Raw genomic sequence first — 23,263 nt, 5'->3', positions numbered from 1 at the left:
CCGGTCAGCAACAGCCGTTGTGGCAGATGGCGGGACCACCGGCAGGTGATCGACGGGATCCTGCACCGGGTGTGGTCGGCCGACGGAACGTGGGAGCGGGCGCCGGGTCCGGAGGCCGCACGGGTTCTGCGGGAGGAGCGGGCGCCGCTGCTGGCGGAGCGCGAGACGCTGACCGCGGACGATCAGGAGCGGATCACGGTGATCCTCCGGGAGATGCCCAGCCGTCTGGCCGCGGCGCGGGAGGGCGGCGCCGGTGACTGACTCGACGCCGACGGGCCCGCCTCGCCTCCTGACGGACGACCAGGTGGCGGAAGGTCTGGCGCGAGGACGCAGGGGGCACGGAAGACCACGCTGCGGCCGCTGGCCGCCGCGCACGAAGGCTCAACGTCATGCTCGTCGGCCCGTATACGCAGGGGAGTACACCCTCAAGCGGGGCTGGCCTGACCCGGCGCTCGGATCGGTCAGTGATCCGGACACCTTTGGCAACCACCCCGGCGAACGTCTTGTCGCCGTCGGCCCGGCTGACTCTGCTGCGCAATTCACGAGTCAGGCCCGGGTGCGAGTGAGGCCAGCGCGGTGGGCCGCACCGCACCGGCGGCGGCCGAGCCGAGTAACAGTTCGGCCAGGTCATGAGGCCGCGCCTGCTCACCGGTTGGAGCCGCTGCTGCGATCCGGTCCAGCCGGAAGCCTCGGCCCGCCCGCCGTGTGCGGCACCAGGCGATGAGGTACCAGCGGCCGCTGGCGGTGAGCAGTCCGGCCGGTTCCACTACGCGGTCGCTTTCGTGCCCTGCCCCGTCGATGTAGGACAGCCGCAGCACCATGGTGTGGGTGACGGCCTGTTCCACTGTGACGCGGACCGCGGAGTCGGTCCGCGACGGCAGCGCGACGATCCGTACGGCCAGTTCCCGGGCCGCCGCCGAGGCGGGACCGGTCATCGATGCCGCGATCTTCTGGTACGCCGTGCGGGCCGCCCCGGAGTAGGGGGCGGAGGTGTCGGCCGCGGCCAGCGCGGCGGCCAACGCCGAGGCCTCATCGGCGGTGAAGTGGATCGGGGGCAGCGTCATCGCCGGGTCGATCGTCCAGCCTCCGCCGCGTCCCGGTGTGGTGCGCACCGGGACACCGGACTCCATCAGCGACTGGAGGTCTCGCTGTACCGTGCGCGTGCTGACCTCGAACCGTGCGGCGAGCGCTGCGACCGTCAGCGGCCGCGGCGCTGCCGCGCGCAACTCTTCCACCAGCGCATAGAGCCGGGTAGTGCGGTTCATCGGGCCGACGTTACCGTCCCGCCGTGGCCAGGAACTCCCGCTCACGCGCCTGTTCCCGCTCGGTGATGGTCAGCGGGAACAGAGTGAAGCCGTGCATCGCCCCGGCGACGACGCCGAGCTGCACGGGCGCACCCGCCGCCTGCCATCGCTGGGCCAGAAACAGTGAGTCGTCCAGCAGCGGGTCCTCGGTGCCGACGACGATCCGGGCGGGCGGCAGGCCGGTCAGGTCGGCGAAGAGCGGCGAGACCTCCGGGGCGCGGCGCTGCTCTCCCCCCATCCCGGGTGTGAACAGCTCATAACTGCCGTGCAACGAGTCGGTATTGCTCAGCAGCTGCCTGGTGCCGAACGACCGCTGGCTCGGTGTCATCGACAGGTCGTACGGGCCGAAGAGCAGATTGGCCGCCCGGAACGCGCCAGCGATGCCGTGCCGGTCGCGAAGGCGCAGCAGTGTCACGACACTCAGGTGGGCGCCGGCCGATTCGCCACCGATCAGCAGCCGCCCGGTGCCGAACTCGGCATCGGCGTTCTCGACCAGCCAACGGGTGGCTGCTTCGCAGTCGTCGGGTCCGGCGGGGAACGGGTGCTCCGGCGCCAGGCGGTACTCCACGCTCACCACAGCCAGCCGTGCCTGCACGGCAAGCTGCCACAACTTCTCGTCCTGCCCATCCGCAGAGCCAAACGCCCAGCCACCCCCGTGGATGTGCAGGTATACGCCGTCGACGTGGTCGGGCACGAACACCCGGACCTTCACCCCGCCCACTACGACGCGGTCTTGACCGTGCGACAGTCTCACCGGTGGCGTGTGACCACCGAGCCGGTTACGCCGCAGGAGCGCCAGCACGGTTGCGTCCGGCGCTTCCCCGCGCGTGGGACGGCTCGCAGCAGCAGCCTCGAATTGCTTGTTGAATGCCAGGGTCTCGGCGAGGCAGTCCTCATCGGTGATCGTCATGTCGTCGACACTCGCAACTGTCCGCGACAACCCCCTGTCACCGTTTCTCCATGACCTGCGTCACAGCCTGTCGCGCTACCCGTCTGGTCGTTGGCTTGGCGTGCGGTCGTGGGGGTGGTGTGAGTGTCGACGTGGCCGAAAGGGCTGCCGGAGATCCCGGAGCAGACGGCGGTGGTGGCCCGGGCAGCGTTTCCACTGGGGAGCCTGGCGATGCGGGCGCGGCACCGTCCGGCCGGTCGCGGCCGTGGACGTCGCGGAGTTCCCCCACCGGTACGAGCTGCGGATGGACGGCTGGCGCAAGCCGTCCTCGCGGACCAAGCGGGACAGGCTCGCGCAGGTCTTCGGTCAGGACGCGCTGGCGTTGTGCGGGCCGTGTGGGCACCCGGGGCCCCGGAAGGGATGAGGGATCGAGACAATGCGGGTACTGCGGCAGATCCTCGTGCTGACCTACTTCCTCCGCACCGATGCCAAGGGGCGGGAGGTGATCGTGAAGCGGGCCGCCGACGACGAGGGCGTCCTGGCCTGCCGCCCCTGCTTCTTCCGCGAGCAGTGCACCAGCTCAGCCCTTGGCCGCCGCATGCTCACCCTGCGGCCCAGAGAACCCGAAGAGGCCCTCGCCAGGACCCGGGGCACCCCTTCCCGTGCGGGGCTGCCCGCTGAGGCCGACCGGGCGAGGTCACAGCGGCGAGGCGCCCTCCCGCACCGGCACGACCGCGGCCGTCGGCGCAACGCGCCAACCCGCCCGATGCGTGCCCCCACCACTGGGCCGCCCTCCGCGCGGCGCGCGTCCCGTGCCGTCCCCGCGCTGGGGCCGCGCTCAGGCCCGCCAGGCGGGGTCGCGGCCGCTGAGGCCCACCGCGCGGTCGAGTGGCGGGGCGTCTTCCGGCACCGGGACGACCGCGCCGAACAGTTCCTTCGGGCGGTCCTCCAGGGCGGACTGCGACAGCAGGGCGAGGACGGCCTCGGTGCTGCGGGCGTCGCAGTCGAAGGGCTGGCCGGTCGCACGGGCCAGATCCCAGCCGTGGATCACCAGTTCGTCCAGCGCGACCAGCCCCATGACCTCGGCGGGCAGGGTGACTCCCCCGGCCTGCGCGTTCCCCTGCCAGGCCGCCGGGTCCCGCCACGCGGCCGCCATGCCGTCCAGCCGCCGGGGCAGTTCCTCCCGCCAGCCCGGCTCCAGCCGCGCCGCGGACCCCCGACCGGGTGCGGACCGCTCCGGGTCCTCCGGCGCCTTCTTGTGCGCCGCGTCCTGGAAGGCGAGCGCGAGCCCCATCATGTGGTCCAGCAGATCCCCCACCACATACTCCGCACAGGGGGTGCGTGCCGTCAGCTGGTCGTCCGAGACACCGCCGAGCAGCGCGGTGACCCGGCCGGCCGCGGGGCCGAGATCGACGTTCGGGCTCTGTTGCGTCACAGGGGTCCTCCTCGTTCCGGTCCGTTTCTTCCTCTACCTGTACGGACCGGCCGGAGCCGGGAAACTCATCGGCGCGGGGAGCACCCGTCCGGCCGGAGGGCGCTACGCCGCCGCGGCCCCCACCTCGCGCAGCGGCCAGCTCCCGTCCACCACCGCGTCCGGTGTGCCCTTGCGACGCAGCCAGGACTGGAAGTCGGCGGCCCAGTGGGCGTACCAGGCCACCTGCTTGCGGTGCAGGTCCCACAGTCCGAGCCCGGCCACCTCACGGTGGCGCTCGGCGACCGCGCAGGCCACCAGGACCGCCGCCAGCGCGTCCGCCCCGGCCTCATGGGCCCGCTCATGCGCCACCCCGTACTCCCCGCAGACCGCCGCCAGTGTCCGCTTGCCCTTGCGGTACCGGTCGACGGCCCGGTCTATCGTGTACGGGTCGACGACCGGCCCGGTCTCGGCGCCGTCCAGCCGCTCGCTCAGCGGCCGCAGTCCGTACCGCCCCAACTCGGCGGCCAGCAGGCTGAGATCGAACGCCGCGTTGTACGCCACCACGGGGGCGCCCCGGCGCCAGTGGGCGACCAGCGCGTCCGCCACCTCGTCCACCACCTCCGCGGCGGGCCGCCCCTCGGCCCTCGCCCGCTCGTCGGTGATCCCGTGCACCGCCACGGCACCGTCCGGTATGGGCACTCCCGGATCGGCCAGCCACTCCCGCCGTGCGATCGGCTCCCCGCCCTTCACCTCGATCACGGCCGCGGTCACGATCCGCGCGGTACGCGGATCCGTGCCCGTCGTCTCCAGATCGAATCCGATCAGAAGCTCACGGTGCCAGCCCATGGCTGCCCTCCCTTGGCATGATTCCCCCGGTTTCCCCCGGTTTTCCCTTACTGCGCTCACCTTCGCACGGGCCACTGACAACACCGTCCGGGGACGGCCGGTCCGGCACCGAGGCCTCCATGGCCGCCGACGTCTCCATGGCCACCAGCGCCTCCATGGCCGCCGCCGACTCCGGGGCCAGCCGGAAGATGCCCTGCACACCGGTGGAGTGGCGCAGTTCCCCGTCGACCACGTGCTTCAGACGGCGCTCACCGCGGCGCGAGGTGTAGGTGAGCGACGTCAACAGGTCCGGCGGCAGCGGGCGGTCGAAACGGAGCGGGGAACCCGGCGGGCCGAGGAGGACCTCGCTGACGCCCCCGGCCTTCAAGCCGTCCCAGCGCAGCAGCCGGACATAGTCCTCCAGGGCGGTCCGCTCACCGACCGTGTCATAGGGGAGGATGCGGCCGACCTCCATCCGGCCGAGCGCCCACAGCCGTTTGCGGAAGGCACGCACCGGATAGATGTGGTCGCCTTCCTCCACCCCGGCGCGTACGAAGCTGGGCAGCGACAGATGGGGCCCTCCGAAGAGGATCACCAGGCGCTCCCCTTCCTGGCCCTTCCGCCTCAAGTAGCGGCAGACGTCATTGGTCCACAGGGTCGTATACGCGTTCGGCATGGCAGGAGCGTACGGACGGGGTACGACATTCGCGGCCCGGAGCCGGAGGCCCCGCGGACGGGGCGGGGGGTCAGGAGACCGGGCGGGAGTCCGCCCAGACGCTCTCGAATTCCTCCCGGTAGGTGCCGAACAGCCCGCCGTCGACCACGGCCCCCGCATCCTGGCCCGCGCGCACCACATCGCGGCCGCGGCCGCCGCCGCGCAGCACCAGCACCGGGGCCTCCATCCCGCGGGCCTTGCGCAGATAGCTCTGGATCACCGCGAGGCCGTCGGTGCCGTCGCCGTTCACCAGATAGGCGGTGAAACGGGGGGTCTCGTCGAAGACATGGATCTCGAAGGCACCGGGATCACGCAGCCGGGCCCGGACCCGCCGCATATGGAGGATGTTCATCTCCACCGAGCGGCTCAGCTCGCCCTTCTTCAGGCCGAGTTCGCGCTCCCGGCGGCGGACCGCGCTGCTGGCGGGGTTGAGGAAGAGCAGCCGCGCCCGGCAGCCGGACTCGGCCAGCCGCACCAGTCGGCGGCCGGAGTAGTTCTGGACCAGGAGGTTGAGTCCGATACCGACGGCGTCCAGGCGGCGGGCGCCCTCGAAGAGGTCCTCGGCGGGCAGCTGGCGCTGGAGCCGCACCCGGTCGGAGTGGACACCCACCACATCGGCGTAGCGGTCGCCGACCAGGTCCTCGACGGCGTCGATGGGCAGCCGGTCCGCCGAGGGGGTGCCGGTGCCGCTGCCGAGTATCTCCAGCAGCCGGGCCGAGGCGCGCTCGGCCTGGGCGAGAACGGTCTCGGACAGCGCCCGGTTGCGGGAGACGACGTTGCGCGCCACCTCCAGCTCGTCCAGCGCGAGTTCGACCTCACGGCGGTCGTCGAGGTAGGGCTCGAAGCACGGCCAGTGCTGGACCAGCAGCTCCCGTAGCTGCGGGAGGGTGAGGAAGCTCAGCACGTTGTCGTCGGCGGGATCGAGCAGATAGCCCTTGCGGCGGGACACCTCCCGGACCGCCACCGCACGCTGCACCCACTCCTGTCCGGCGGGCCCGGCCGCGGCGATGACCCAGTCATCGCCGTGGACCGGTTCATAGATGGGCCGGAGAACGGCACCGACGACCGCGCGCAGTCGCTGTTCCACCAGATTCAGCCAGATGTAGGCACGTCCGGCCCGGCGCGCACGCGTCCGCACCTCGGCCCAGGCGTCGGCGCCCCAGTCCAGTTCCGCTCCGATCTCCATCGGCCGCACCAGGGACACCGCGCCGGGAGGTGCGTCGGTGGAGCCGTCACCCCCGGGACCTCCGTCACCAGGGGGCAGCTCCAGACCGCCCGAGCTCACCTGTGCACCGCCTTCCGCCCCCGTCCAACGATCACCGCAGACTACTGCGCGGGCGGAGGCGGTGCAGCACTCTCGATCGACCTATCGGTCAACCGGCCTCTTCCGTATGGCCGTTGTGACCGGAGAGTGCAGGAGGCGTGAGCGGATTCATAGCGGTGACATCGCGCGGGGCGAGCTGGAATCCCTGCCAGTGGACCGGCATCGGCTCCTGGTCCTCGTCACGGGCGATGTGATGGAACCCGATGTTGACCCATACGATCGGGTGTTTGAGCGTCTGGCCGGTGACCCACTTGTCGACGGACTTGCCCGCCCCGCGACCGCAGTTGCGGAGGTTGTGGGTGGCGAACTGCTCACACTTGTTGTACTCGGTGAAGTACACGTCGTGCTTGGTGTAGCTGCGGCCCTGGTACTTGGTGGTGTGGCCGGGCACGATCTCGTAGCTGCGCGGATGGCCGTCCTTGTTCTTGCCCGCGGTGCTCACCACGCGCCACCAGCGCGCCTCCGCGGCGTCCCCGGCGAGCTCCTTGGTGACCTGCTTGCGGGTGGTCTTGGTCTTGGGGATCTGACCGGAGGTGGCGGTGGTCTTGGAGTCGTACTGCTCGATCTTGCTCTTGGGCGAGCCGTCGAGACCGAAGTTCAGCCGCCAGAAGACGTTGTGGGCGTGGCTGGTGGCGAAGTCCTTGGCACCCTTGCCGATCGGCCAGCCACGGCCGTCCCCGGCGTCGTAGTCCATCGGGGAGAGTGTGCCGGTGGCGCCGACCTGCATGGACATGGTGCCGTCACCGGAGAACCGCCACTCGGTGATGTACTCGTACCAGCCGACCTGGTTGACGGTGTAGAGCAGCAGGTCCTTGCCCTGCCGCTGGAAGACCTTGTCCCCCTCGCCCGACATCCGGTAGGCGTGGCCGCGGGCGCGGGTGGTGGCGCACAGACCCTTCACATCCGGCCGGCTGGGGTCCCAGGCGTCCGGCACCCGGACGGTCTTGATGGTGCCGCCGGGGCACTCGGCCGGGTCCAGCTGCATCAGCCCCTGGGAGAAGCCCTGGCCGGTGAGATCGTCGTACTCATTGCTGCCGTCGTCGTACGGCACATGGATCTGACCCAGCTTGGCCGAGGTCAGCACCTTGATCGGGGCGGATTCGCCCTTGGGCTGGTACGAGACGTCGTCGAGCACGAGCCCGGCCTTGCTCTCGTAGTGCCAGCACATCCGCCAGGTGGTGCCGCCGTCCAGCGTCTGCTCGATCTTGTAGGGGGTGCTGCAGGCCGCGGCGGGGGCGGGGGCCTTGGCGGGGAGCTTCGCGGGGGCCGCTTGGGCGGGGCCCGCGGCGACCGCCACGGTGCCGAGCAGCGTGGTGGCGCCGACGGCAGCCGCGACCCTCAGACGGGCGCGGCCGAGCCTTCTTCCAGGCATGGAGGACTCCTGTTGGTTCACAAGTGAGTGGGCGTGGGTGAGCGTCCGGGCGCCTCAGTCCAGCCGGGCCACGGAACGGTCGCTCAGGTCGACCACCAGCTGACGGGTGTCGATCCACGGGCCGTTGACGACCCGGGTGAACAGCCGCAGGCAGCGGTGCTCACCGCAGTCCTGGACGGAGGCCGGTCCCGCGCTGTCCCCGCTCCCCCGGTAGACGAAGCCGGTCACGGTGAGCTGACCGGGGGCGGTCAGCGTCCTGCCGGTGGCGTCCTTGAAGTCCTTCCGCAGACCCGCGCCCAGCTTGTCGCCGATCAACAGCCGGGCGGCCTCGACGGCCTCACCACGGCTGGGCGGCGGCTGGACACCCCGCTGGGTGTCGGTGTTCTCGACCTTGCCGGTGCCCAGGTCGACCGTCTTGGTCACATACGTGTCGTCCTTGTAGTCGTAGTACGTGACCTCGGCACGACGGGGCGGGGCGGCCTTGCCGACCTCGTCCGGCCCCAGTTCCGCGAGGTCGGTCGAGAGGTGCTGGGGGCCCGTCTTGCCCTTGACGTTCTCACTTCCGGCCCGGAAGTCGCGGCTGAGCGCGAGCGACTGGGCACGCTTCATCTCGTCCTCGGTCAGCGGATCCCGTCCGGTGCCCTTCTTCGCCCCATCGGGCGCGGACTCCACCACTCCGGGCCGCGGCGACGCCTGGCCCTGCTCGGCCGCCGAACCCTGCGGCCCTCCCCCACCCGGTCCCTCATCACCGGACGCACTGCCCGGCAGCGTGATCGCGATCAGCGCCGCTCCGGCCGTGACCGCCACGGCCGCACCGGCCACCACCTTGCCCAGGTGCCGGTGGATCATCGTGCGCACATCCTCCCCCAATCCCCCCAGTCGACATATCCATCTGCATAGCGGTAAATCGCGTATGCGAAGGTCACCCGGTAGGACGAACCAATCTGGCCGTAGGTTGCCTGCCATGTGAGGAATTTCCGCCGAAACCGCTGTCAGACCCGATGAGTTGGGAAAGGATTCCCTCCCGATCCGGTTCCGTCCGGTGCCACGGGTGCTCGCGGCCCCCGGAGGAGAAGTGGAAGAGTCGACACATGCAGGTCTGGCCGGGACAGGCTTACCCCCTGGGCGCCACATACGACGGCGCCGGAACCAACTTCGCGGTGTACTCGGAGGCAGCGGTTCGGATCGAACTGTGCCTTCTGCACGACGACGGCTCGGAGACGGCCGTCGAACTGCGCGAGACCGACGCGTTCGTGCGCCATGCCTATCTGCCGGGGATCATGCCCGGGCAGCGCTACGGCTTCCGGGCCCACGGCCCGTACGAACCGCAGCTCGGCCACCGCTGCAATTCCGCCAAGCTGCTGCTGGACCCCTACGCGAAGGCGATCAGCGGCCGGATCGACTGGGGCGAGGAGGTCTACGGCTACCACTTCCACCGGCCGGACAAGCGCAATGACCTGGACTCCGCGCCGCACACCATGGCGTCGGTGGTGGTCAACCCGTACTTCGACTGGGCCGACGACCGTCCACCGCGCACCGACTACCACCGCACCGTCATCTATGAGGCCCATGTCAAGGGCCTGACGATGCGCCACCCCCGGCTGCCGGACGAGCTGCGGGGCACCTACGCGGCGCTGGCGCACCCGGCGATCATCGAGCATCTGACGGAGCTGGGTGTCACCACACTGGAGCTGATGCCCGTACATCAGTTCGTCAACGACCACCGGCTGGTCGACGCGGGGCTCGCCAACTACTGGGGTTACAACACCATCGGCTTCTTCGCCCCGCATAACGCCTACGCCTCCTGGGGCGACCGGGGCCAGCAGGTCCTGGAGTTCAAATCGGCGGTACGGGCGCTGCACCAGGCGGGGATCGAGGTCATCCTCGACGTGGTCTACAACCACACGGCCGAGGGCAACCACCTGGGCCCGACGCTGTCCTTCCGGGGGCTGGACAACGCCTCGTACTACCGGCTGACGGACGACCGGCGGTACTACATGGACACCACCGGCACCGGGAACTCCCTGCTGATGCGCAGTCCGCACGTCCTTCAGCTGATCATGGACTCGCTGCGCTACTGGGTCACCGAGATGCATGTCGACGGCTTCCGCTTCGATCTGGCGGCCACCCTGGCCCGGCAGTTCCACGAGGTGGACCGGCTGTCCTCGTTCTTCGACCTGGTGCAGCAGGACCCGGTGGTCAGCCAGGTGAAGCTGATCGCGGAGCCCTGGGACGTCGGCGAGGGCGGCTACCAGGTGGGCAACTTCCCGCCGCTGTGGACCGAGTGGAACGGGAAGTTCCGGGACACCGTGCGCGATCTGTGGCGCGGGGAGCCGCGCACCCTGGCCGAGTTCGCCTCCCGGCTGACCGGCTCCTCCGACCTCTACCAGGGCGACGGCCGCCGCCCGCTGGCCTCGGTCAACTTCGTCACCTGCCATGACGGCTTCACCCTGCGCGACCTGGTGAGTTACGACGAGAAGCACAACGAGGACAACGGCGAGTCCAACCAGGACGGCGAGAGCTACAACCGCTCCTGGAACTGCGGGGTCGAGGGCGAGACCGACGACCTCGAGGTGCGGGCGCTGCGCCAGCGGCAGATGCGCAACTTCATCGCCACGCTGATGCTCTCGCAGGGCGTGCCGATGCTCAGCCACGGCGATGAGTTCGCGCGCTCCCAGGGCGGCAACAACAACGCCTACTGCCAGGACAACGAGGTCTCCTGGGTGACCTGGCCGAACCCCGGCAAGGAAGGCCGCGAGGAGGACCGCTCGGCGCTGGAGCTGCTGCGCTTCACCCGCTCGCTGGTGTGGCTGCGCCGTGACCACCCGGTCTTCCGGCGCCGCCGCTTCTTCCACGGGCGGCCGGTGGAGGGCACCCACGACGAGCTGTCGGACATCGTCTGGTTCACCCATGAGGGCGAGGAGATGCGGCAGCGCGACTGGCAGGCGGCCCACGCCAAGTCGCTGACCGTCTTCCTCAACGGGAGCGCGATCTCGGAGCCGGGGGTGCGTGGTGAGCGGATCACCGATGACTCCTTCCTGCTGCTGTTCAACGCGCACCACGAGCCCCTGGAGTTCACCGTTCCGGTCGACCACGGCAAGTCGTGGCAGGTCATCGTGGACACCGCGGAACCGGAAGGGGTGGAGCCCGGCAGCGGCGCGAAGGTGGCCGCGGGCGACCGGCTGACACTGGTGGACCGCAGCCTGATGGTGCTCCAGCGCCCCGCGTAGGAGGCGGCGGGAGCGACGGCGGGAGCGACGGCGGCCCGGTCGGGCGGAGCGGCGGGAGCACCCGTATGGGTGCGCGGCATCTGATGGCGCCCGCGGTCTGGGTACATACGTTCCTATGACGGCTGACCCCATGGCGCCCACCGCCACCTACCGGTTACAGCTCCAGCCCGGCTTCCCGTTCGAGGCGGCGCGGCGGACCGTGCCGTACCTGGCCTCGCTCGGCGTCTCCCATCTGCATCTCTCCCCCGTCCTTGAGGCCCGGCCCGGCTCCACCCACGGCTATGACGTGGTGGACCACTCGGCGGTCCGGGCCGAGCTGGGCGGCGAGGACGGTCTGCGGGCGCTGGCCCGTACGGCGCGGGCGCACGGCCTCGGGCTGATCGTGGACATCGTCCCCAACCACATGGCCGCGCCCGTGCCCGAGCTGCTCAACCGGCCGCTGTGGGAGGTGCTGCGGGAGGGGCCCGCCTCGCCGTACGCACGCTGGTTCGACATCGACTGGGCGGAGCACGGCGGCAAGGTGCTGCTGCCGGTGCTGGGCGGTCCGCTCGGCGAGGAGCTCAAACGGCTGGCGGTGGAGGGCGAGGGCGACGAGGCGGTCCTGCGCTACCACGACCACACCGTGCCACTGCGGCCCGGTACCGCGGGGCTGCCGCTGCCCGAACTGCTGGACGCCCAGTGGTACCGGCTCGGCTGGTGGCGGCTGGCCCGCACCGAACTGAACTACCGGCGCTTCTTCACCATCAACGAGCTGATCGCGGTGCGGGTGGAGGATCCGGAGGTGTTCACGGCGACCCACGCCAAGCTGCTGGAACTGATGCGGGACGGGGTGGTCGACGGGCTCCGGGTGGACCATCCGGACGGACTCGCCGACCCGGCCGGCTATCTGCGGCGGCTGGACCGGGCGGTGCGGGACGCGACGGGGGGCGCGGGGCGGTGGACCGTCGTGGAGAAGATCCTCGCCCGGGACGAACGGCTGCCCGCGGACTGGCCGGTGGCCGGCACCACCGGCTATGACGCGCTGCACCACATCGACGGGCTCTTCCTCGACCCCGGCGGGCTGGCCGCGCTGACCATGATCTACCAGGACCTCACGGCGGCCGGGGCGAACGAGGGCGGCGATTGGGCCGCGACCGTGCGCCGCGCCGCCGATGAGGTGGTGACGCGGGAGCTGGCGGCGGAGGTGGAGCGGCTGGTGCGGACCGCCGTGCGGATCTGCGACGCCTCGCCCCGGCTGCGCGACCACGCGCCCTGGACGCTGCGCACGGCTGTACGCGAACTCCTGGTCCGGCTGCCCGTCTACCGCCCGTATGTGGTCGTGGGCACGCCCGCGCCGGACGGGGACGCCGCGCTGCTGGAGGAGGCGGCGCGGGGCGCCAGGGCGGCGTTCGCGGTGCCGGAGGAGGCGCGGGCCGTGGACACCGTGCGGGACGCGGCACTGGGCAGGCTCGGCGACGGCCCCCACCACCGGGACTTCTGCGCACGCTTCGCGCAGACCGCGGCGGCGCTGCGCGCCAAGTCGGTGGAGGACACGGCCTTCTACCGCTACACCCCGCTGCTCTCGGCGGCGGAGGTCGGGGGCGACCCCGGGCACCCCGCCGTCCCGGCCGAGGAGTTCCACGCCTTCGCGGCGCGGCTGCTGCGCGACTGGCCGGCGACCGGCACGGTGCTGTCCACGCATGACACCAAGCGCAGCGCGGACGTCCGGGCACGGATCGCGGCGCTGACCGAGTCCCCGGAGTGGTGGGGGCGGCTGATGGCGCGGGAGCTCGCACGGACGGAGACGGGAGCGGGGGCGGGAGCGGCCGGGCCGGTGGCTCTCGACGCACGGACGGTCTGGGCGGTGTGGCAGACCGCACTCGGCCTCGGCCAGGCAGACACCGCCCGGCTGGTCCCGGCGGTACTCAAGGGCGTGCGCGAGGCCGGGCTGCGTACCACGTGGACGGAGCAGGACGCGGCGTACGAGGAGGCGGTGACGGGCTGTCTGGAGTCGGCGCGAGGGCCGGGCGACCCCGACGCGCCGCTGTGGGCGGAGCTCGGCGCCGAAGTGGACGCCCCGGCCCGGGCCATCGCGCTGGGCGCCGCGCTGGTGCAGCTCACCATGCCCGGCGTCCCCGATCTCTACATGGGCACCGAGCACAGCTACCGCGCCCTGGTCGACCCGGACAACCGCCGCCCGCCCACTCCGCGTCCGGAGGTGCTGGTGGCCCTGGACGCGGGGCGGGAGGCGGACGGTCCGTCCACCGAGAAGCTGCTGCTGACCTCGGCCGCGCTCCGGCTGCGGCGTGAACACCCGGAGTGGTTCTGCGCGGGCAGCGGCTATCTCCCGCTGCGGGCCGAGGGCCCGGCCGCCGCGCACTGCGTCGCCTTCGCCCGGACTCCCGGTCGTGTGAGCGATGGGTCCGGGGACGGCGGCCGGCCCAGACCTGCTGGGGCGATCACGGTGGTCACCCGGCTGTCGCGACGGCTGGCCACGGCGGGCGGCTGGGGCACCACCCGGCTCCCCCTGCCACCCGGCCCGTGGCGCGACCTGCTGACCGGCCGCACGATCGAGGGCCCCTGCCACCTGGCCGACCTGCTGCCCCGGCTCCCGGTGGCCCTGCTGATCCGCGTGTGACCGGGCGGGGGCGTGGCACGCACCAGGCGGAGACTCAGACGGAGACGACGCCGGTCGAGCGCCGCCGTCGGCGCGGCGGAACCCTGGGCCCCGGACCGACCGGCCGACAGACGGACTGGGCCCACGGCCGACTGATGCCCCGCCGATCGGGCCCGGGCCCCCGAGGCCGACGGCGACCGGCGCTCGCATCCTTCACCCGGCGCGCCCGCCCCGGGCTTACGCCACGGTCCGCACCGACCCCACCTCGTCCTCGGCCGAGGTCTCAACCGGCGCCTGCCCTCGCGCCTCACCCTCGGACGCCTCCGTCCGGCCCAGGCGGGCGGTGCGGCCGAGCAGCTCGACGAAGGCGGCGGCCGCTCCGGTCAGGGCCACGCGCGAGAACGCGACCACTTCGCGAGACCACGGCGGGTCGAGGGTCACCACCGCGCAGCGGTGCCCGGCGGCGACGTGCGCGGGGGTGACGACGATGCCCGAACCGGCGGACGCCATCCGCACGGCGGTCGAGGAGTGTTCGGTGTGCACCCCGTCCCGCGGGGTGAACCCGGCCCGCTCGCAGGCCGCGTCCAGTACGCGGCGCCCGTCGATCACCGGCTCCAGCGCACAGCGCACCCAGTCATGGTCGGCCAGCTCGGCCAGCCGTATGGACTCCCGCCCGGCCAGCGGGTCCCCATCCGGGACGACCACCACGATCTCCTCCCGGCCGAGGGTGACCACCGGGCCCGGCCAGCCCGCGGGCCGGTGGCCGACGGCGAGGTCGGCCACCCCGCGCTCCATGTGCTCGCCGAGCTCCTCACCGTTGGCGTACTCGCGCACCACCAGCCGCACACCGGGGTGTTCACGCCGCCAGTGGGCGAAGACCTCGGGCAGCACCCCGACGGCGAGGGCGTGCAGGGTGGCGATGTGCAGTTCGCCACCTTCGGTCCCGGCGGCGGCCCGTGCCGCGCGCCGCGCCTGCCGGGCGCTGCGCACCGCCCGTTCGGCATGGGGCAGATAGGCGCGGCCCATGGCCGTCAGCCGCACCCCGCGCGACAGCCGTTCGAGCAGGGGGCCGCCGATCTCCGTCTCAAGGGCCTTGACCTGGTGCGACAGTGTCGGCTGACTGACCCCCAGAAGTTCGGCGGCGGCGGTGAAGGAGTCCTCCTCGACCACCGTGACCAGATATTCCATCTGCCGCAGACTCATCCGCTCCCCCATGTCATGCAGAGAATCCATTGGAATCATAAAAACTATGCCTTGGACTCATGGTCCATCCCGGGCGGAGGCTTATGCCCATGGATGAGACCGACGTCATCGTCATCGGGGGCGGCACCGGCGGCTACAGCACCGCGCTGCGCGCCGCCGCCCTGGGCCTGGAAGTGGTGCTCGCCGAACGCGATCTGATCGGCGGCACCTGTCTGCACCGCGGCTGCATCCCCAGCAAGGCGATGCTGCACGCCGCCGAACTGGTCGACGGCATCGCGGAGGCGCGGGAGCGCTGGGGCGTCAAGGCGTCCCTGGACGCGGTGGACTGGCCCGCCCTGACCGCGACCCGCGATGACATCGTGGACCGCAACCACCGCGGAGTGGCGGGCGCCCTCTCCCGGGCAGGTGTCCGGGTGGTGCATGGCTCCGCCGCCCTGACCGGCCCCCGCTCGGTCCATGTCACCCCGGCGGCCGCCGCGCAGGGTGCGCCGGTCGAGTGGACCGCACGCCGCGGCATCGTGGTGGCCACCGGCTCCCGGCCGCGCACCCTCCCGGGGCTGACACCGGACGGCCGACACATCGTCACCAGCGATGACGCCCTCTTCGCCCCCGGACTGCCCGCCTCCGTACTGGTGCTGGGCGGAGGCGCCATCGGAGTCGAATACGCCTCCCTGCACCGCTCCATGGGCGCACGGGTCACCCTGGTCGAGGCGGCGGACCGGCTGCTGCCTCTGGAGGACGCCGATGTCAGCCGCCAGCTCACCCGCGGGCTGAAGCGGCGCGGTATCGAAGTGCTCACCGGCGCCCGGCTGGAGGCGGCCGAACCGTATGAGAACGGAGTGCGCGCCACCGTCCTCACCTCCCGTGGCACTGCACAGACCCTGGATGTCGAGCGGCTGCTCATGGCCGTCGGCCGGACCCCGGTCACCGACGGGCTCGACCTCGCCACCGCCGGACTCACCACCGATGAGCGCGGCTTCCTCGCCCCGGCCGACTGGTCGCGCCTTCAGACCGCGGTACCGGGTATCCATGTCGTCGGTGATCTGCTGCCTCCTCCTTCCCTCGGACTGGCCCATGCCTCCTTCGCGGAGGGCCTGTTGGTGGCCGAGACCCTGGCGGGCCGCACACCCCGCCCGGTGGACTATGACGCCGTGCCCCGGGTGACCTACTCCAGTCCGCAGACCGCCTCCGTCGGCCTCTCGGAGGCGGCGGCCCGCAGCCGCGCGGGCGACGACGCGGTGGTGGTCAACACCATGCCGCTGACCGCCGTGGCCAAGGGCATGGTGCACGGGCAGGGCGGCATGGTGAAGGTCGTCGCGGAGCGGACGGCCGCCTCCGGGGCGGCGGAGCCGTCATCGGCGACTGCGGCCTCAAGCCCGGGACCGACACCGACTCCTGCCGGGCGGATCCTCGGCGTGCATCTCGTGGGCCCTCATGTCTCGGAGATGATCGCGGAGAGCCAGCTCATCGTGGGATGGGATGCCGAACCCGCCGATGTGGCCCAGCACATCCACCCGCACCCCACCCTCTCCGAGGCCGTCGGCGAGACCTACCTCACGCTGGCCGGGCGGGGTCTCCACCAGCACTGACCGATGGCCCGGTCCGCGGTCCGGGCCGAGATCCTGGCCGCGGACCGGCAGTCTCCCCCTTCAGCCCCTGTCCTGCCCCTGTCCTGCCCCTTAGACCCTGTCCTGCGCGGCGCTCTCCGCCGCCGTGGGTATCTCCGGGCCCGCGGGCCGTCCGTCCATCGCCTCGGCCACCATCACGAGGACCACGCCGAGCACGAGGATCACCCCGCTCGCGATCCACTCATGGCCGTCCACGAAGGGCAGACGGCCCAGCACACCCCAGAGCCGGAACCAGCCCACGAGTTCATGCACCAGACCGGCCAGGCCCCAGAACACGAGGAGCGACCCCGCCCCCTGCAGTACCTTCTTCATATCTCGAGGCTAGGCAGCGGACCGGTGGCGGCGGATCGGCCGAAGGTATCGGACCGCCCGACTTTGGTCGCTTCCCCGGCCGCAGGCGGCGACGCCGCTCCCGGCCGTCGCTACCGTCATGCGTATGGGCAGCTCATCCACCGCGCAACCGCCGCGCCGCACCTTGCGCGACTGGTTCGTCGACCCCGCCGTCATCGTGCTGGCCGGGTTCTTCTCGGTCCTCGCCGCCGCGTCGGTGGCCGAGGACCCGTCGGTGTCGGACGACGCGCTGCTCGCCGACGTCGGCGCCGGGGCTCTGGCCTGCCTCGCGCTGTGGCAGCGGCGCCGGTGGCCGGTGGGGCTGGCGCTGACGCTGCTGGCCCTCGGCACCGTCTCGTTCTACACCGCGGGGCCGTTGCTGGTGGCGCTGTTCACCGTCGCCGTCCACCGTCCCCCGCGCACCCTCGCGCTCGTCGGCGCGGCCGCCGTGGCCCATTTGCTGACCGGTCCGGCCCTCCGCCCCGACCCGGACCTGCGCTACCTGGAGTCGGTGCTGCTGAGCGCGCTGCTGATCGGCGGCGTCGTCGGCTGGGGCATGTTCGTGCGCTCCCGCCGCCAGTTGCTCGCGTCGCTGCGCGAACGCGCGCTGCGCGCGGAGTCGGAGGCGGCGCTGCGCGCCGAGCGGAGCCAGCGGCTGACCCGTGAGCGGATCGCCCGGGAGATGCACGACGTGCTGGCGCACCGGCTCTCCCTGCTGAGCGTCCACGCGGGCGCGCTGGAGTACCGCCCGGACGCCTCCCCCGACGATGTCGCCCGCGCCGCCGGGGTGATCCGCGACAGCGCCCATCAGGCGCTCCAGGACCTGCGGGAGGTGATCGGGGTGCTGCGGTCCCCGGACGGCGAGTCCGGCGACACGTCCCCGCCCGACCGGCCGCAGCCCGCGCTCATCGATCTGCCGCGGCTGGTCGAGGAGTCGCGGCAGGCCGGGATGCGGGTCACGCTGCGGGACCGGATCGACGGCTCACCGGGCGCGGAGGCGGTGCCGGGCGCCACGGGCCGTACGGCGTACCGGATCGTCCAGGAGGGGCTGACCAACGCCCGTAAGCACGCCCCGTACGCCGAGGTGACGGTGGTGACGGCCGGGAGCAGGGGCGCCGGGCTGACCGTGGAGATCCGCAATCCGCTGCACCGTGCCGACGTCCCGCCATCGGCGCCGGCCGCCGCCGGAATCCCGCAGCCGGCGCCCGGCGCCCGAGAGCTCACACCCGCCGGGAAGCGGGGATCTGACGATGCGTCGCCCGCACCGCCCGCCGTGGGCATCCCCGCCCCCACCCTCGCCGCTCCCGTCCCCGGCGCCGCACGCCCGGCGGCCCCCGGTGCGATCCCCGGTGCGGGCCGTGGGCTCATCGGGCTCGCCGAGCGCGCGGAGCTGACCGGCGGGCGGCTGGAGAGCGGTCCCTCCGAAGGCGGCGACTTCCGCCTCTACGCATGGCTACCGTGGCCCGCATGAGTGCTTCTCCGCCGGACTCCTCCGCGCCCACCCCGGCTCCCACGACCGCGCCCCTCCCCTCCAGCGCGGCGGGCCACGGGCCCGGGTCCGCCCCCGTCCGCGTGCTGCTCGTCGACGACGACGCGCTCGTCCGCGCCGGGCTGCGGCTGATGCTCGGCGGGGACTGCGGAATCGAGATCGTGGCCGAGGCGTCCGACGGTTCGCAGGTGGCCGCCCTGGTGGACCAGTACGCCCCGCACGTCGTGCTGATGGACATCCGGATGCCCACCATGGACGGACTGGCCGCCACCGAGGAGCTGCGGCGGCGCCCACAGTCCCCCGAGGTCATCATCCTGACCACCTTCAACGCGGATGAGCATGTGCTGCGTGCCCTGCGCGCCGGGGCGGCGGGCTTCGTGCTCAAGGACACTCCGCCCGCCGAGCTGGTGGCGGCCGTGCTGCGGGTCGCGGAGGGCGATCCGGTGCTGTCCCCGGCGGTGACCCAGCAGCTCATCGAGCATGTGGCGGGCGCCGGTACGGACCCCCGGCGGGGCCGGGCGCAGGAGTTGCTGACCCGGCTGAACGACCGGGAGCGGGAGGTCGCGGTCGCCGTGGGCCGGGGCAAGTCCAATGCGGAGATCGCCGCCGCGCTGTTCCTGAGCGTCCCCACGGTGAAGACGCATGTGTCGCGGATCCTCACCAAACTGGGCCTCAACAACCGCGTCCAGGTGGCCCTGTTGACCCATGACGCGGGCCTTCTCGACCCCTGATCCACCGCACCACACCCACCCCGCACCGGGCTCGCGGAAAAGATCTGGACGCGGGCCCGTCACGGCCTCTACAGTGCGGACACGCCCTTGATCAGGAAGGAGGCGAGAGCCATGGACATCGTGTCGACCATTCCGCGCTCCCGCCCCCCGTCCGCAGGGCGTATCCGCGTCTGATCAGGTATCCGACCCGGGAGCGCATCGCTTTTCCGGAAGGATTCACATGACCGACCTGGTCATCCGCGCGCTCACCGAGGGCGACGCCCAGCTGTTCCACACCCTGAAGGACCCCGAGCTCGTCGGCCGGGGCCGCTTCGGCCGTACCTACGCCACCATCGGCCAGGGCGGGGAGTACCGCCCCGACTGGACCTGGGTGGCCCTGCGCGACGGGCGCGTCGTGGCCCGCGCCGCCTGGTGGGCCGCGCCCGACGGCACCGAGCCCGTCGCACTGGACTGGTTCGACTTCGCCGACGGCGAGGACGAGGCCGCGGCCGCGTTGTTGCGCACCGCGCCCCACCACGCCGAGTACACCCTGATGGTCCCGCCGGGCTGGCGCGACCGCCCCGAGGAGCGGGCCGCGGCACAGGCCCGGGTGGACGCCGCCGTGGCGGGCGGACTGACCCCGCTGGTCGAGCGGTTCCGCTACGAATGGACGCCCGGCGACGGGCTGCCCGAGCGGCCGGGGCGGCTGACGTTCCGGCCGGAGCCCGATGACGACGTGATCGCCGGGGTGCTCGGCCGGATCATGCCGGGCACCCTCGACGCACACGATGTGAAGGCCATGGCCGAAGGCGGTGTCGAGGCCGCGGTCCGTGAGTTGATGGAGTTCCTGTCCTGGTGCCCGTCACCGCGCGAGTGGTGGCGGCTGGCCGTCGATGCCGACGGGGACGTGGTCGGCATACAGGTGCCCGCGCACAATCCGAGCGGTCCCTGCGTCGGCTACATCGGGGTCGTGGCCGAGCACCGCGGCCACGGCTATGCGTACGACCTGCTGGTGGAGTGCACCCACGACCTGGTGGCACGGGGCGCCACCCGGATCGCCGCCGCGACCGACCAGGGCAACGCGCCCATGGCCGCCCACTTCGCCAAGGCGGGCTACCCGGTCACCCAGGAGGTCATCAACCTCGTGTGACCGGCTGGGCCGGTCGGCGCGTCCGGCCGGTTGCCCGGTTGACCGGTGTTGTCCTGCTGCGCGTCGGGCATCGCGTCCTCCAGCATGGTCAGGAGCCTCGGGCCGGAGCACGAGGTGAGCGGCCGTGAGACGGGAGACGCCAGTGCTGTTCGAGGTGTGGGCGCCGCGGGCCGGGCGGGTCGGGCTCCAGGTGGACGGCGCAGCGCGTCCCATGGAGCGCGACCCCGTCCGGCAGGGCTGGTGGCGGACCGAGGCCGAGGCCGGACCCGGGTCGGTCTACGGTTTCGCGCTCGACGGCGGCCCGCCGCTGCCCGATCCGCGCTCGCGCCGCCAGCCGGACGGCCCCGAGGGGCTCAGCGCCGTCGTGGACCACTCCCGCTTCCCCTGGGAGCGGGAGTGGTTCGGACGGCCGCTGCCGGGCGCGGTCCTCTACGAGCTGCACATCGGCACCTTCACCCGTGAGGGCACCTTCGACGCTGCGGCCGAACGGCTGCCGCACCTGGCCGCGTTGGGCGTCAGCCATGTGCAGCTCATGCCCATCTGTCCGTTCCCCGGGACCCACGGCTGGGGGTACGACGGGGTGGCGCCATGGGCCGTACACGAGCCGTACGGCGGGCCGGAGGGCCTGGCCCGCTTCGTCGACGCCGCCCACGGCCACGGCCTCGGTGTGGTCCTCGACGTGGTCCACAACCATCTGGGCCCCTCCGGCAACCATCTGCCCGCCTACGGCCCGTACTTCACCGATACCCACCACACCCCGTGGGGTGCCGCGGTCAACCTGGACGCCCCCGGCTCCGACGAGGTCCGCGCGTACTTCATCGGCAGTGCCCTCGCCTGGCTGCGCGACTTCCGCCTCGACGGGCTGCGGCTGGACGCCGTGCACGCGCTGCACGACACCCGGGCGCGCCACTTCCTCGCCGAGCTGTCCGCCGCCGTGGACGCGCTGGCCGCCCGGACCGGCCGTCCGCTGTTCCTGATCGGCGAGTCCGATCTGAACGATCCGCGCACCACCACACCGCGCGAGTCCGGCGGCCTCGGACTGCACGCACAGTGGAACGACGACTTCCATCACGCCCTGCACACCCTGCTCACCGGTGAGCGCCAGGGCTACTACGCCGACTTCGCCGCCGCGGGCCCCGGAGCCCTGGCCAAAACGCTGACCGGCGGCTTCTTCCACGACGGCGGCCATTCGGCCTTCCGGGGCCGGGCGCACGGCAGTCCGCTGAACACCCTCACCGCCCCCGCGCACCGGCTGCTCGGCTACGCCCAGACCCATGACCAGATCGGCAACCGGGCGACCGGCGACCGGCTCTCCCACCGGCTGTCCCCCGGTCCGCTGGCCTGCGCGGCGGCCCTCGTCCTGTGCTCACCGTTCACCCCGATGCTGTTCATGGGCGAGGAGTGGGGCGCCGGTACGCCCTGGCAGTACTTCACCGACCACCAGGACCCGGAGCTCGCCGAGGCGGTACGGCAGGGCCGCCGCCGGGAGTTCGCCGAGCACGGCTGGGCCGAGGCGGAGATCCCCGACCCGCAGGATCCGGCCACCCGGCTGCGGTCCTGTCTCGACTGGTCGGAGCCGGAGCGGGAGCCCCATGCCGAACTGCTCGACTGGCACCGGCGGCTGATCGCGCTGCGCCGCGCGGAACCGGCGCTCACCGATCCGGGCTGGCCGACGTCGGTGACCTCCGGCGCCTCGGCGGCGGGCACGGCGGACGACGGGTGGTTCGGCTTCCGGCGCGGCCCGCTCCATGTGCTCATCAACCCCCAGGACCGTCCGGCCAAGATCCCGCTGGGCACCGGCCCCGGCGGGATCACCGAGGTGGTGGCCGCCTGGCGGCCGGTCGAGCTCCCGGGCGCGGACGGCGTGCTGCGGCTGCCGCCCGGCTCGGCGGCCGTCCTGCGCCACGCGACCAACTGACCGCGCGGACGCGGCCCGGGGGTCTCAGCCCTCGACGGCCATGCGCACGCCCAGGGCCACCAGTACCCCGCCGGAGACCTGCTCCATCCTGCGGCGTACGGCGGCCCGGCTCAGCAGACCCTTCAGTCGGCTCACGCACCAGACGTAGACCGAGTAGTAGCCGATCTCGTAGACCGCCCACACCGCCGCGAGCGCCACCATCGTGGGTAGCTGCGGTGCGCCGGACGGTACGAACTGCGGCAGGAAGGACAGCGCGAAGACGGCCGCCTTGGGGTTGGCCAGGTTCATCACCAGCCCCGCGCGGTAGGAGCGCCACCCCGAGCCGCGTCCGAGCGGGGCCGGTGCGGCGGCTGTCTCGTCGGCCGCCGCGTCCCCGCCCTCCCGCTTGGCGCGCCGGGCCGAGCGCAGTGTCTGGACGCCGAAGCCCACCAGCACCACCGCGCCGGTGATCCGCATGACGTCGTACGCCAGCTCGGAGGCGGCGAGCAGCCCGGTGAGCCCGAAGGCCGCGACCAGGCCCCAGATGAAGATCCCCGTCTCATTGCCGAGGACCGTCATCAGGCCGGCCCGCTTGCTGACGAGCGACTGCCGGATGATCAGGACGGTGCTCGGGCCGGGGGAGGCGGCGATCAGGGTGCAGGCCCCCAGGAAGGCGAGGAAGGTACTCAGCATCCGGCCATCGTGGGCCCGGCCGCACCGATCACGCCACCCCTTGGCGCAGCCTCCGGGACCCTCCGGCGCCCGGCCTCAGCTCTCCCGGGGCGTCAGCCGCAGCGAGATGGAGTTGATGCAGTACCGCTGGTCGGTCGGGGTCGGATAGCCCTCACCCGCGAAGACATGGCCCAGATGGGACCCGCACCGGGCGCAGCGCACCTCGGTGCGGACCATGCCGTACGAGCGGTCCTCGATCAGCTCGACCGCGGAGGTGTCCGCCGGGTCGTAGAACGACGGCCAGCCGCAGTGGCTCTCGAACTTGGTGTCCGAGCGGAACAGCTCGGCCCCGCACGCCCGGCACGAGTACACGCCGGTCGTCTTGGTGTCGGTGTACTCACCGGTGAAGGCACGCTCGGTACCGGCCTCCCGCAGGACCTGGTACTCCTCCGGGCTCAGCTCCGCGCGCCACTGCTCGTCCGGCTTGTCGATCTCGTACGCCATCGGCGGACTCC

The 23,263-nt window shown here is 72.4% G+C and carries 20 protein-coding genes; 8 read left to right on the top strand and 12 right to left on the bottom strand.

The window, feature by feature from the left end:
* Window positions 1-45: 45 nt before the first annotated feature.
* On the top strand, window positions 46-261 hold the full coding sequence (locus NMK44_RS01620; protein WP_254737368.1) for a hypothetical protein: 216 nt from the start codon (window positions 46-48) through the stop codon (window positions 259-261).
* A 278-nt stretch (window positions 262-539) separates the two neighbouring features.
* Here NMK44_RS01620 and NMK44_RS01615 read toward each other — a convergent pair whose 3' ends face one another.
* The 8 genes from NMK44_RS01615 to NMK44_RS01580 all read right to left on the bottom strand — a co-directional run bounded on the left by NMK44_RS01615 (window position 540) and on the right by NMK44_RS01580 (window position 8,692).
* Window positions 540-1,265, bottom strand: a complete 726-nt coding sequence (locus NMK44_RS01615) for a helix-turn-helix transcriptional regulator (protein ID WP_254737366.1) — start codon at window positions 1,263-1,265, stop codon at window positions 540-542.
* Window positions 1,266-1,275: 10 nt separating this feature from the next.
* Window positions 1,276-2,214: an alpha/beta hydrolase gene (locus tag NMK44_RS01610; RefSeq protein ID WP_254737365.1), complete on the bottom strand. Its 939-nt coding sequence runs from the start codon at window positions 2,212-2,214 to the stop codon at window positions 1,276-1,278.
* An 817-nt stretch (window positions 2,215-3,031) separates the two neighbouring features.
* The gene (locus tag NMK44_RS01605) at window positions 3,032-3,628 is read right to left on the bottom strand and encodes a TIGR03086 family metal-binding protein (RefSeq protein WP_254737364.1); all 597 of its coding nucleotides are present in this window, start codon (window positions 3,626-3,628) and stop codon (window positions 3,032-3,034) included.
* Between the two features lie 102 nt (window positions 3,629-3,730).
* Complete coding sequence (locus NMK44_RS01600; RefSeq protein ID WP_254737363.1) at window positions 3,731-4,453, bottom strand: 3'-5' exonuclease; 723 nt, start codon at window positions 4,451-4,453, stop codon at window positions 3,731-3,733.
* Window positions 4,437-5,108, bottom strand: coding sequence for a hypothetical protein (locus NMK44_RS01595; RefSeq protein WP_254737362.1), 672 nt, complete (start codon window positions 5,106-5,108; stop codon window positions 4,437-4,439). The genes NMK44_RS01600 and NMK44_RS01595 overlap by 17 nt, the downstream gene beginning before the upstream one ends.
* Window positions 5,109-5,178: 70 nt before the next feature.
* On the bottom strand, window positions 5,179-6,432 hold the full coding sequence (locus tag NMK44_RS01590; protein WP_254737361.1) for a DUF5919 domain-containing protein: 1,254 nt from the start codon (window positions 6,430-6,432) through the stop codon (window positions 5,179-5,181).
* Between the two features lie 88 nt (window positions 6,433-6,520).
* Window positions 6,521-7,843 (bottom strand): copper amine oxidase, encoded by a 1,323-nt coding sequence (locus NMK44_RS01585; RefSeq protein WP_254737360.1) that lies wholly within the window; start codon window positions 7,841-7,843, stop codon window positions 6,521-6,523.
* A gap of 54 nt (window positions 7,844-7,897) precedes the next feature.
* On the bottom strand, window positions 7,898-8,692 hold the full coding sequence (locus NMK44_RS01580; RefSeq protein ID WP_254737359.1) for a Tat pathway signal sequence domain protein: 795 nt from the start codon (window positions 8,690-8,692) through the stop codon (window positions 7,898-7,900).
* Window positions 8,693-8,934: 242 nt separating this feature from the next.
* Between NMK44_RS01580 and glgX the strand changes: the two genes are divergently transcribed.
* The gene (gene glgX, locus NMK44_RS01575; RefSeq protein WP_254737358.1) at window positions 8,935-11,073 is read left to right on the top strand and encodes a glycogen debranching protein GlgX; all 2,139 of its coding nucleotides are present in this window, start codon (window positions 8,935-8,937) and stop codon (window positions 11,071-11,073) included.
* 115 nt (window positions 11,074-11,188) lie between these two features.
* Window positions 11,189-13,690 (top strand): malto-oligosyltrehalose synthase, encoded by a 2,502-nt coding sequence (treY, locus tag NMK44_RS01570; protein WP_254737357.1) that lies wholly within the window; start codon window positions 11,189-11,191, stop codon window positions 13,688-13,690.
* Between the two features lie 216 nt (window positions 13,691-13,906).
* Here the strand turns inward: treY and NMK44_RS01565 are convergent, their stop codons facing one another.
* The gene (locus NMK44_RS01565; protein ID WP_254737820.1) at window positions 13,907-14,872 is read right to left on the bottom strand and encodes a LysR family transcriptional regulator; all 966 of its coding nucleotides are present in this window, start codon (window positions 14,870-14,872) and stop codon (window positions 13,907-13,909) included.
* Window positions 14,873-14,961: 89 nt separating this feature from the next.
* Here NMK44_RS01565 and NMK44_RS01560 point away from each other — a divergent pair, with 89 nt between their 5' ends.
* Complete coding sequence (locus tag NMK44_RS01560) at window positions 14,962-16,461, top strand: dihydrolipoyl dehydrogenase (RefSeq protein ID WP_254737356.1); 1,500 nt, start codon at window positions 14,962-14,964, stop codon at window positions 16,459-16,461.
* A 90-nt stretch (window positions 16,462-16,551) separates the two neighbouring features.
* Here NMK44_RS01560 and NMK44_RS01555 read toward each other — a convergent pair whose 3' ends face one another.
* Entirely contained in the window at window positions 16,552-16,812 is a 261-nt protein-coding gene (locus NMK44_RS01555) for a hypothetical protein (RefSeq protein ID WP_254737354.1), read from the bottom strand.
* A gap of 118 nt (window positions 16,813-16,930) precedes the next feature.
* Here NMK44_RS01555 and NMK44_RS01550 point away from each other — a divergent pair, with 118 nt between their 5' ends.
* The 4 genes from NMK44_RS01550 (at window position 16,931) to treZ (ending at window position 22,097) form a co-directional block, all read left to right on the top strand.
* Window positions 16,931-18,301 (top strand): sensor histidine kinase, encoded by a 1,371-nt coding sequence (locus NMK44_RS01550; protein ID WP_428849355.1) that lies wholly within the window; start codon window positions 16,931-16,933, stop codon window positions 18,299-18,301.
* The gene (locus NMK44_RS01545; RefSeq protein WP_302887646.1) at window positions 18,298-19,050 is read left to right on the top strand and encodes a response regulator transcription factor; all 753 of its coding nucleotides are present in this window, start codon (window positions 18,298-18,300) and stop codon (window positions 19,048-19,050) included. The genes NMK44_RS01550 and NMK44_RS01545 overlap by 4 nt, the downstream gene beginning before the upstream one ends.
* A gap of 220 nt (window positions 19,051-19,270) precedes the next feature.
* Window positions 19,271-20,179: a GNAT family N-acetyltransferase gene (locus NMK44_RS01540; protein WP_254737350.1), complete on the top strand. Its 909-nt coding sequence runs from the start codon at window positions 19,271-19,273 to the stop codon at window positions 20,177-20,179.
* A 142-nt stretch (window positions 20,180-20,321) separates the two neighbouring features.
* Window positions 20,322-22,097: a malto-oligosyltrehalose trehalohydrolase gene (gene treZ / locus NMK44_RS01535; RefSeq protein WP_254737816.1), complete on the top strand. Its 1,776-nt coding sequence runs from the start codon at window positions 20,322-20,324 to the stop codon at window positions 22,095-22,097.
* Window positions 22,098-22,121: 24 nt separating this feature from the next.
* Here the strand turns inward: treZ and NMK44_RS01530 are convergent, their stop codons facing one another.
* Both NMK44_RS01530 and msrB read right to left on the bottom strand, forming a co-directional pair.
* Entirely contained in the window at window positions 22,122-22,769 is a 648-nt protein-coding gene (locus tag NMK44_RS01530; RefSeq protein ID WP_254737348.1) for a LysE family translocator, read from the bottom strand.
* A gap of 75 nt (window positions 22,770-22,844) precedes the next feature.
* Window positions 22,845-23,252 carry a peptide-methionine (R)-S-oxide reductase MsrB gene (gene msrB, locus NMK44_RS01525; RefSeq protein WP_254737346.1) on the bottom strand — a complete coding sequence of 136 codons (408 nt, stop codon included), beginning with the start codon at window positions 23,250-23,252 and terminating at the stop codon, window positions 22,845-22,847.
* Window positions 23,253-23,263 lie beyond the last annotated feature (11 nt).

The sequence above is a fragment of the Streptomyces cucumeris genome (genome assembly GCF_024295805.1).
GTDB classification, from domain to species: Bacteria; Actinomycetota; Actinomycetes; order Streptomycetales; family Streptomycetaceae; genus Streptomyces; species Streptomyces cucumeris.
Note: the sequence above shows the minus strand (reverse complement) of the source record. Positions and strands in the feature narration are given on the sequence as shown.

What these genes read in the sequence shown, in the direction of transcription:
- NMK44_RS01540 (WP_254737350.1), top strand. Translation starts at nt 19,271, where the DNA reads ATGACCGACCTGGTCATCCGCGCGCTCACCGAGGGCGACGCCCAGCTG.
- NMK44_RS01555 (WP_254737354.1), bottom strand. Translation starts at nt 16,812, where the DNA reads ATGAAGAAGGTACTGCAGGGGGCGGGGTCGCTCCTCGTGTTCTGGGGC.
- NMK44_RS01550 (WP_428849355.1), top strand. Translation starts at nt 16,931, where the DNA reads ATGCGTATGGGCAGCTCATCCACCGCGCAACCGCCGCGCCGCACCTTG.
- NMK44_RS01530 (WP_254737348.1), bottom strand. Translation starts at nt 22,769, where the DNA reads ATGCTGAGTACCTTCCTCGCCTTCCTGGGGGCCTGCACCCTGATCGCC.
- NMK44_RS01585 (WP_254737360.1), bottom strand. Translation starts at nt 7,843, where the DNA reads ATGCCTGGAAGAAGGCTCGGCCGCGCCCGTCTGAGGGTCGCGGCTGCC.
- glgX (WP_254737358.1), top strand. Translation starts at nt 8,935, where the DNA reads ATGCAGGTCTGGCCGGGACAGGCTTACCCCCTGGGCGCCACATACGAC.
- NMK44_RS01595 (WP_254737362.1), bottom strand. Translation starts at nt 5,108, where the DNA reads ATGCCGAACGCGTATACGACCCTGTGGACCAATGACGTCTGCCGCTAC.
- NMK44_RS01580 (WP_254737359.1), bottom strand. Translation starts at nt 8,692, where the DNA reads ATGATCCACCGGCACCTGGGCAAGGTGGTGGCCGGTGCGGCCGTGGCG.
- msrB (WP_254737346.1), bottom strand. Translation starts at nt 23,252, where the DNA reads ATGGCGTACGAGATCGACAAGCCGGACGAGCAGTGGCGCGCGGAGCTG.
- NMK44_RS01615 (WP_254737366.1), bottom strand. Translation starts at nt 1,265, where the DNA reads ATGAACCGCACTACCCGGCTCTATGCGCTGGTGGAAGAGTTGCGCGCG.
- NMK44_RS01560 (WP_254737356.1), top strand. Translation starts at nt 14,962, where the DNA reads ATGGATGAGACCGACGTCATCGTCATCGGGGGCGGCACCGGCGGCTAC.
- NMK44_RS01545 (WP_302887646.1), top strand. Translation starts at nt 18,298, where the DNA reads ATGAGTGCTTCTCCGCCGGACTCCTCCGCGCCCACCCCGGCTCCCACG.
- NMK44_RS01600 (WP_254737363.1), bottom strand. Translation starts at nt 4,453, where the DNA reads ATGGGCTGGCACCGTGAGCTTCTGATCGGATTCGATCTGGAGACGACG.
- NMK44_RS01610 (WP_254737365.1), bottom strand. Translation starts at nt 2,214, where the DNA reads ATGACGATCACCGATGAGGACTGCCTCGCCGAGACCCTGGCATTCAAC.
- NMK44_RS01565 (WP_254737820.1), bottom strand. Translation starts at nt 14,872, where the DNA reads ATGAGTCTGCGGCAGATGGAATATCTGGTCACGGTGGTCGAGGAGGAC.
- treY (WP_254737357.1), top strand. Translation starts at nt 11,189, where the DNA reads ATGACGGCTGACCCCATGGCGCCCACCGCCACCTACCGGTTACAGCTC.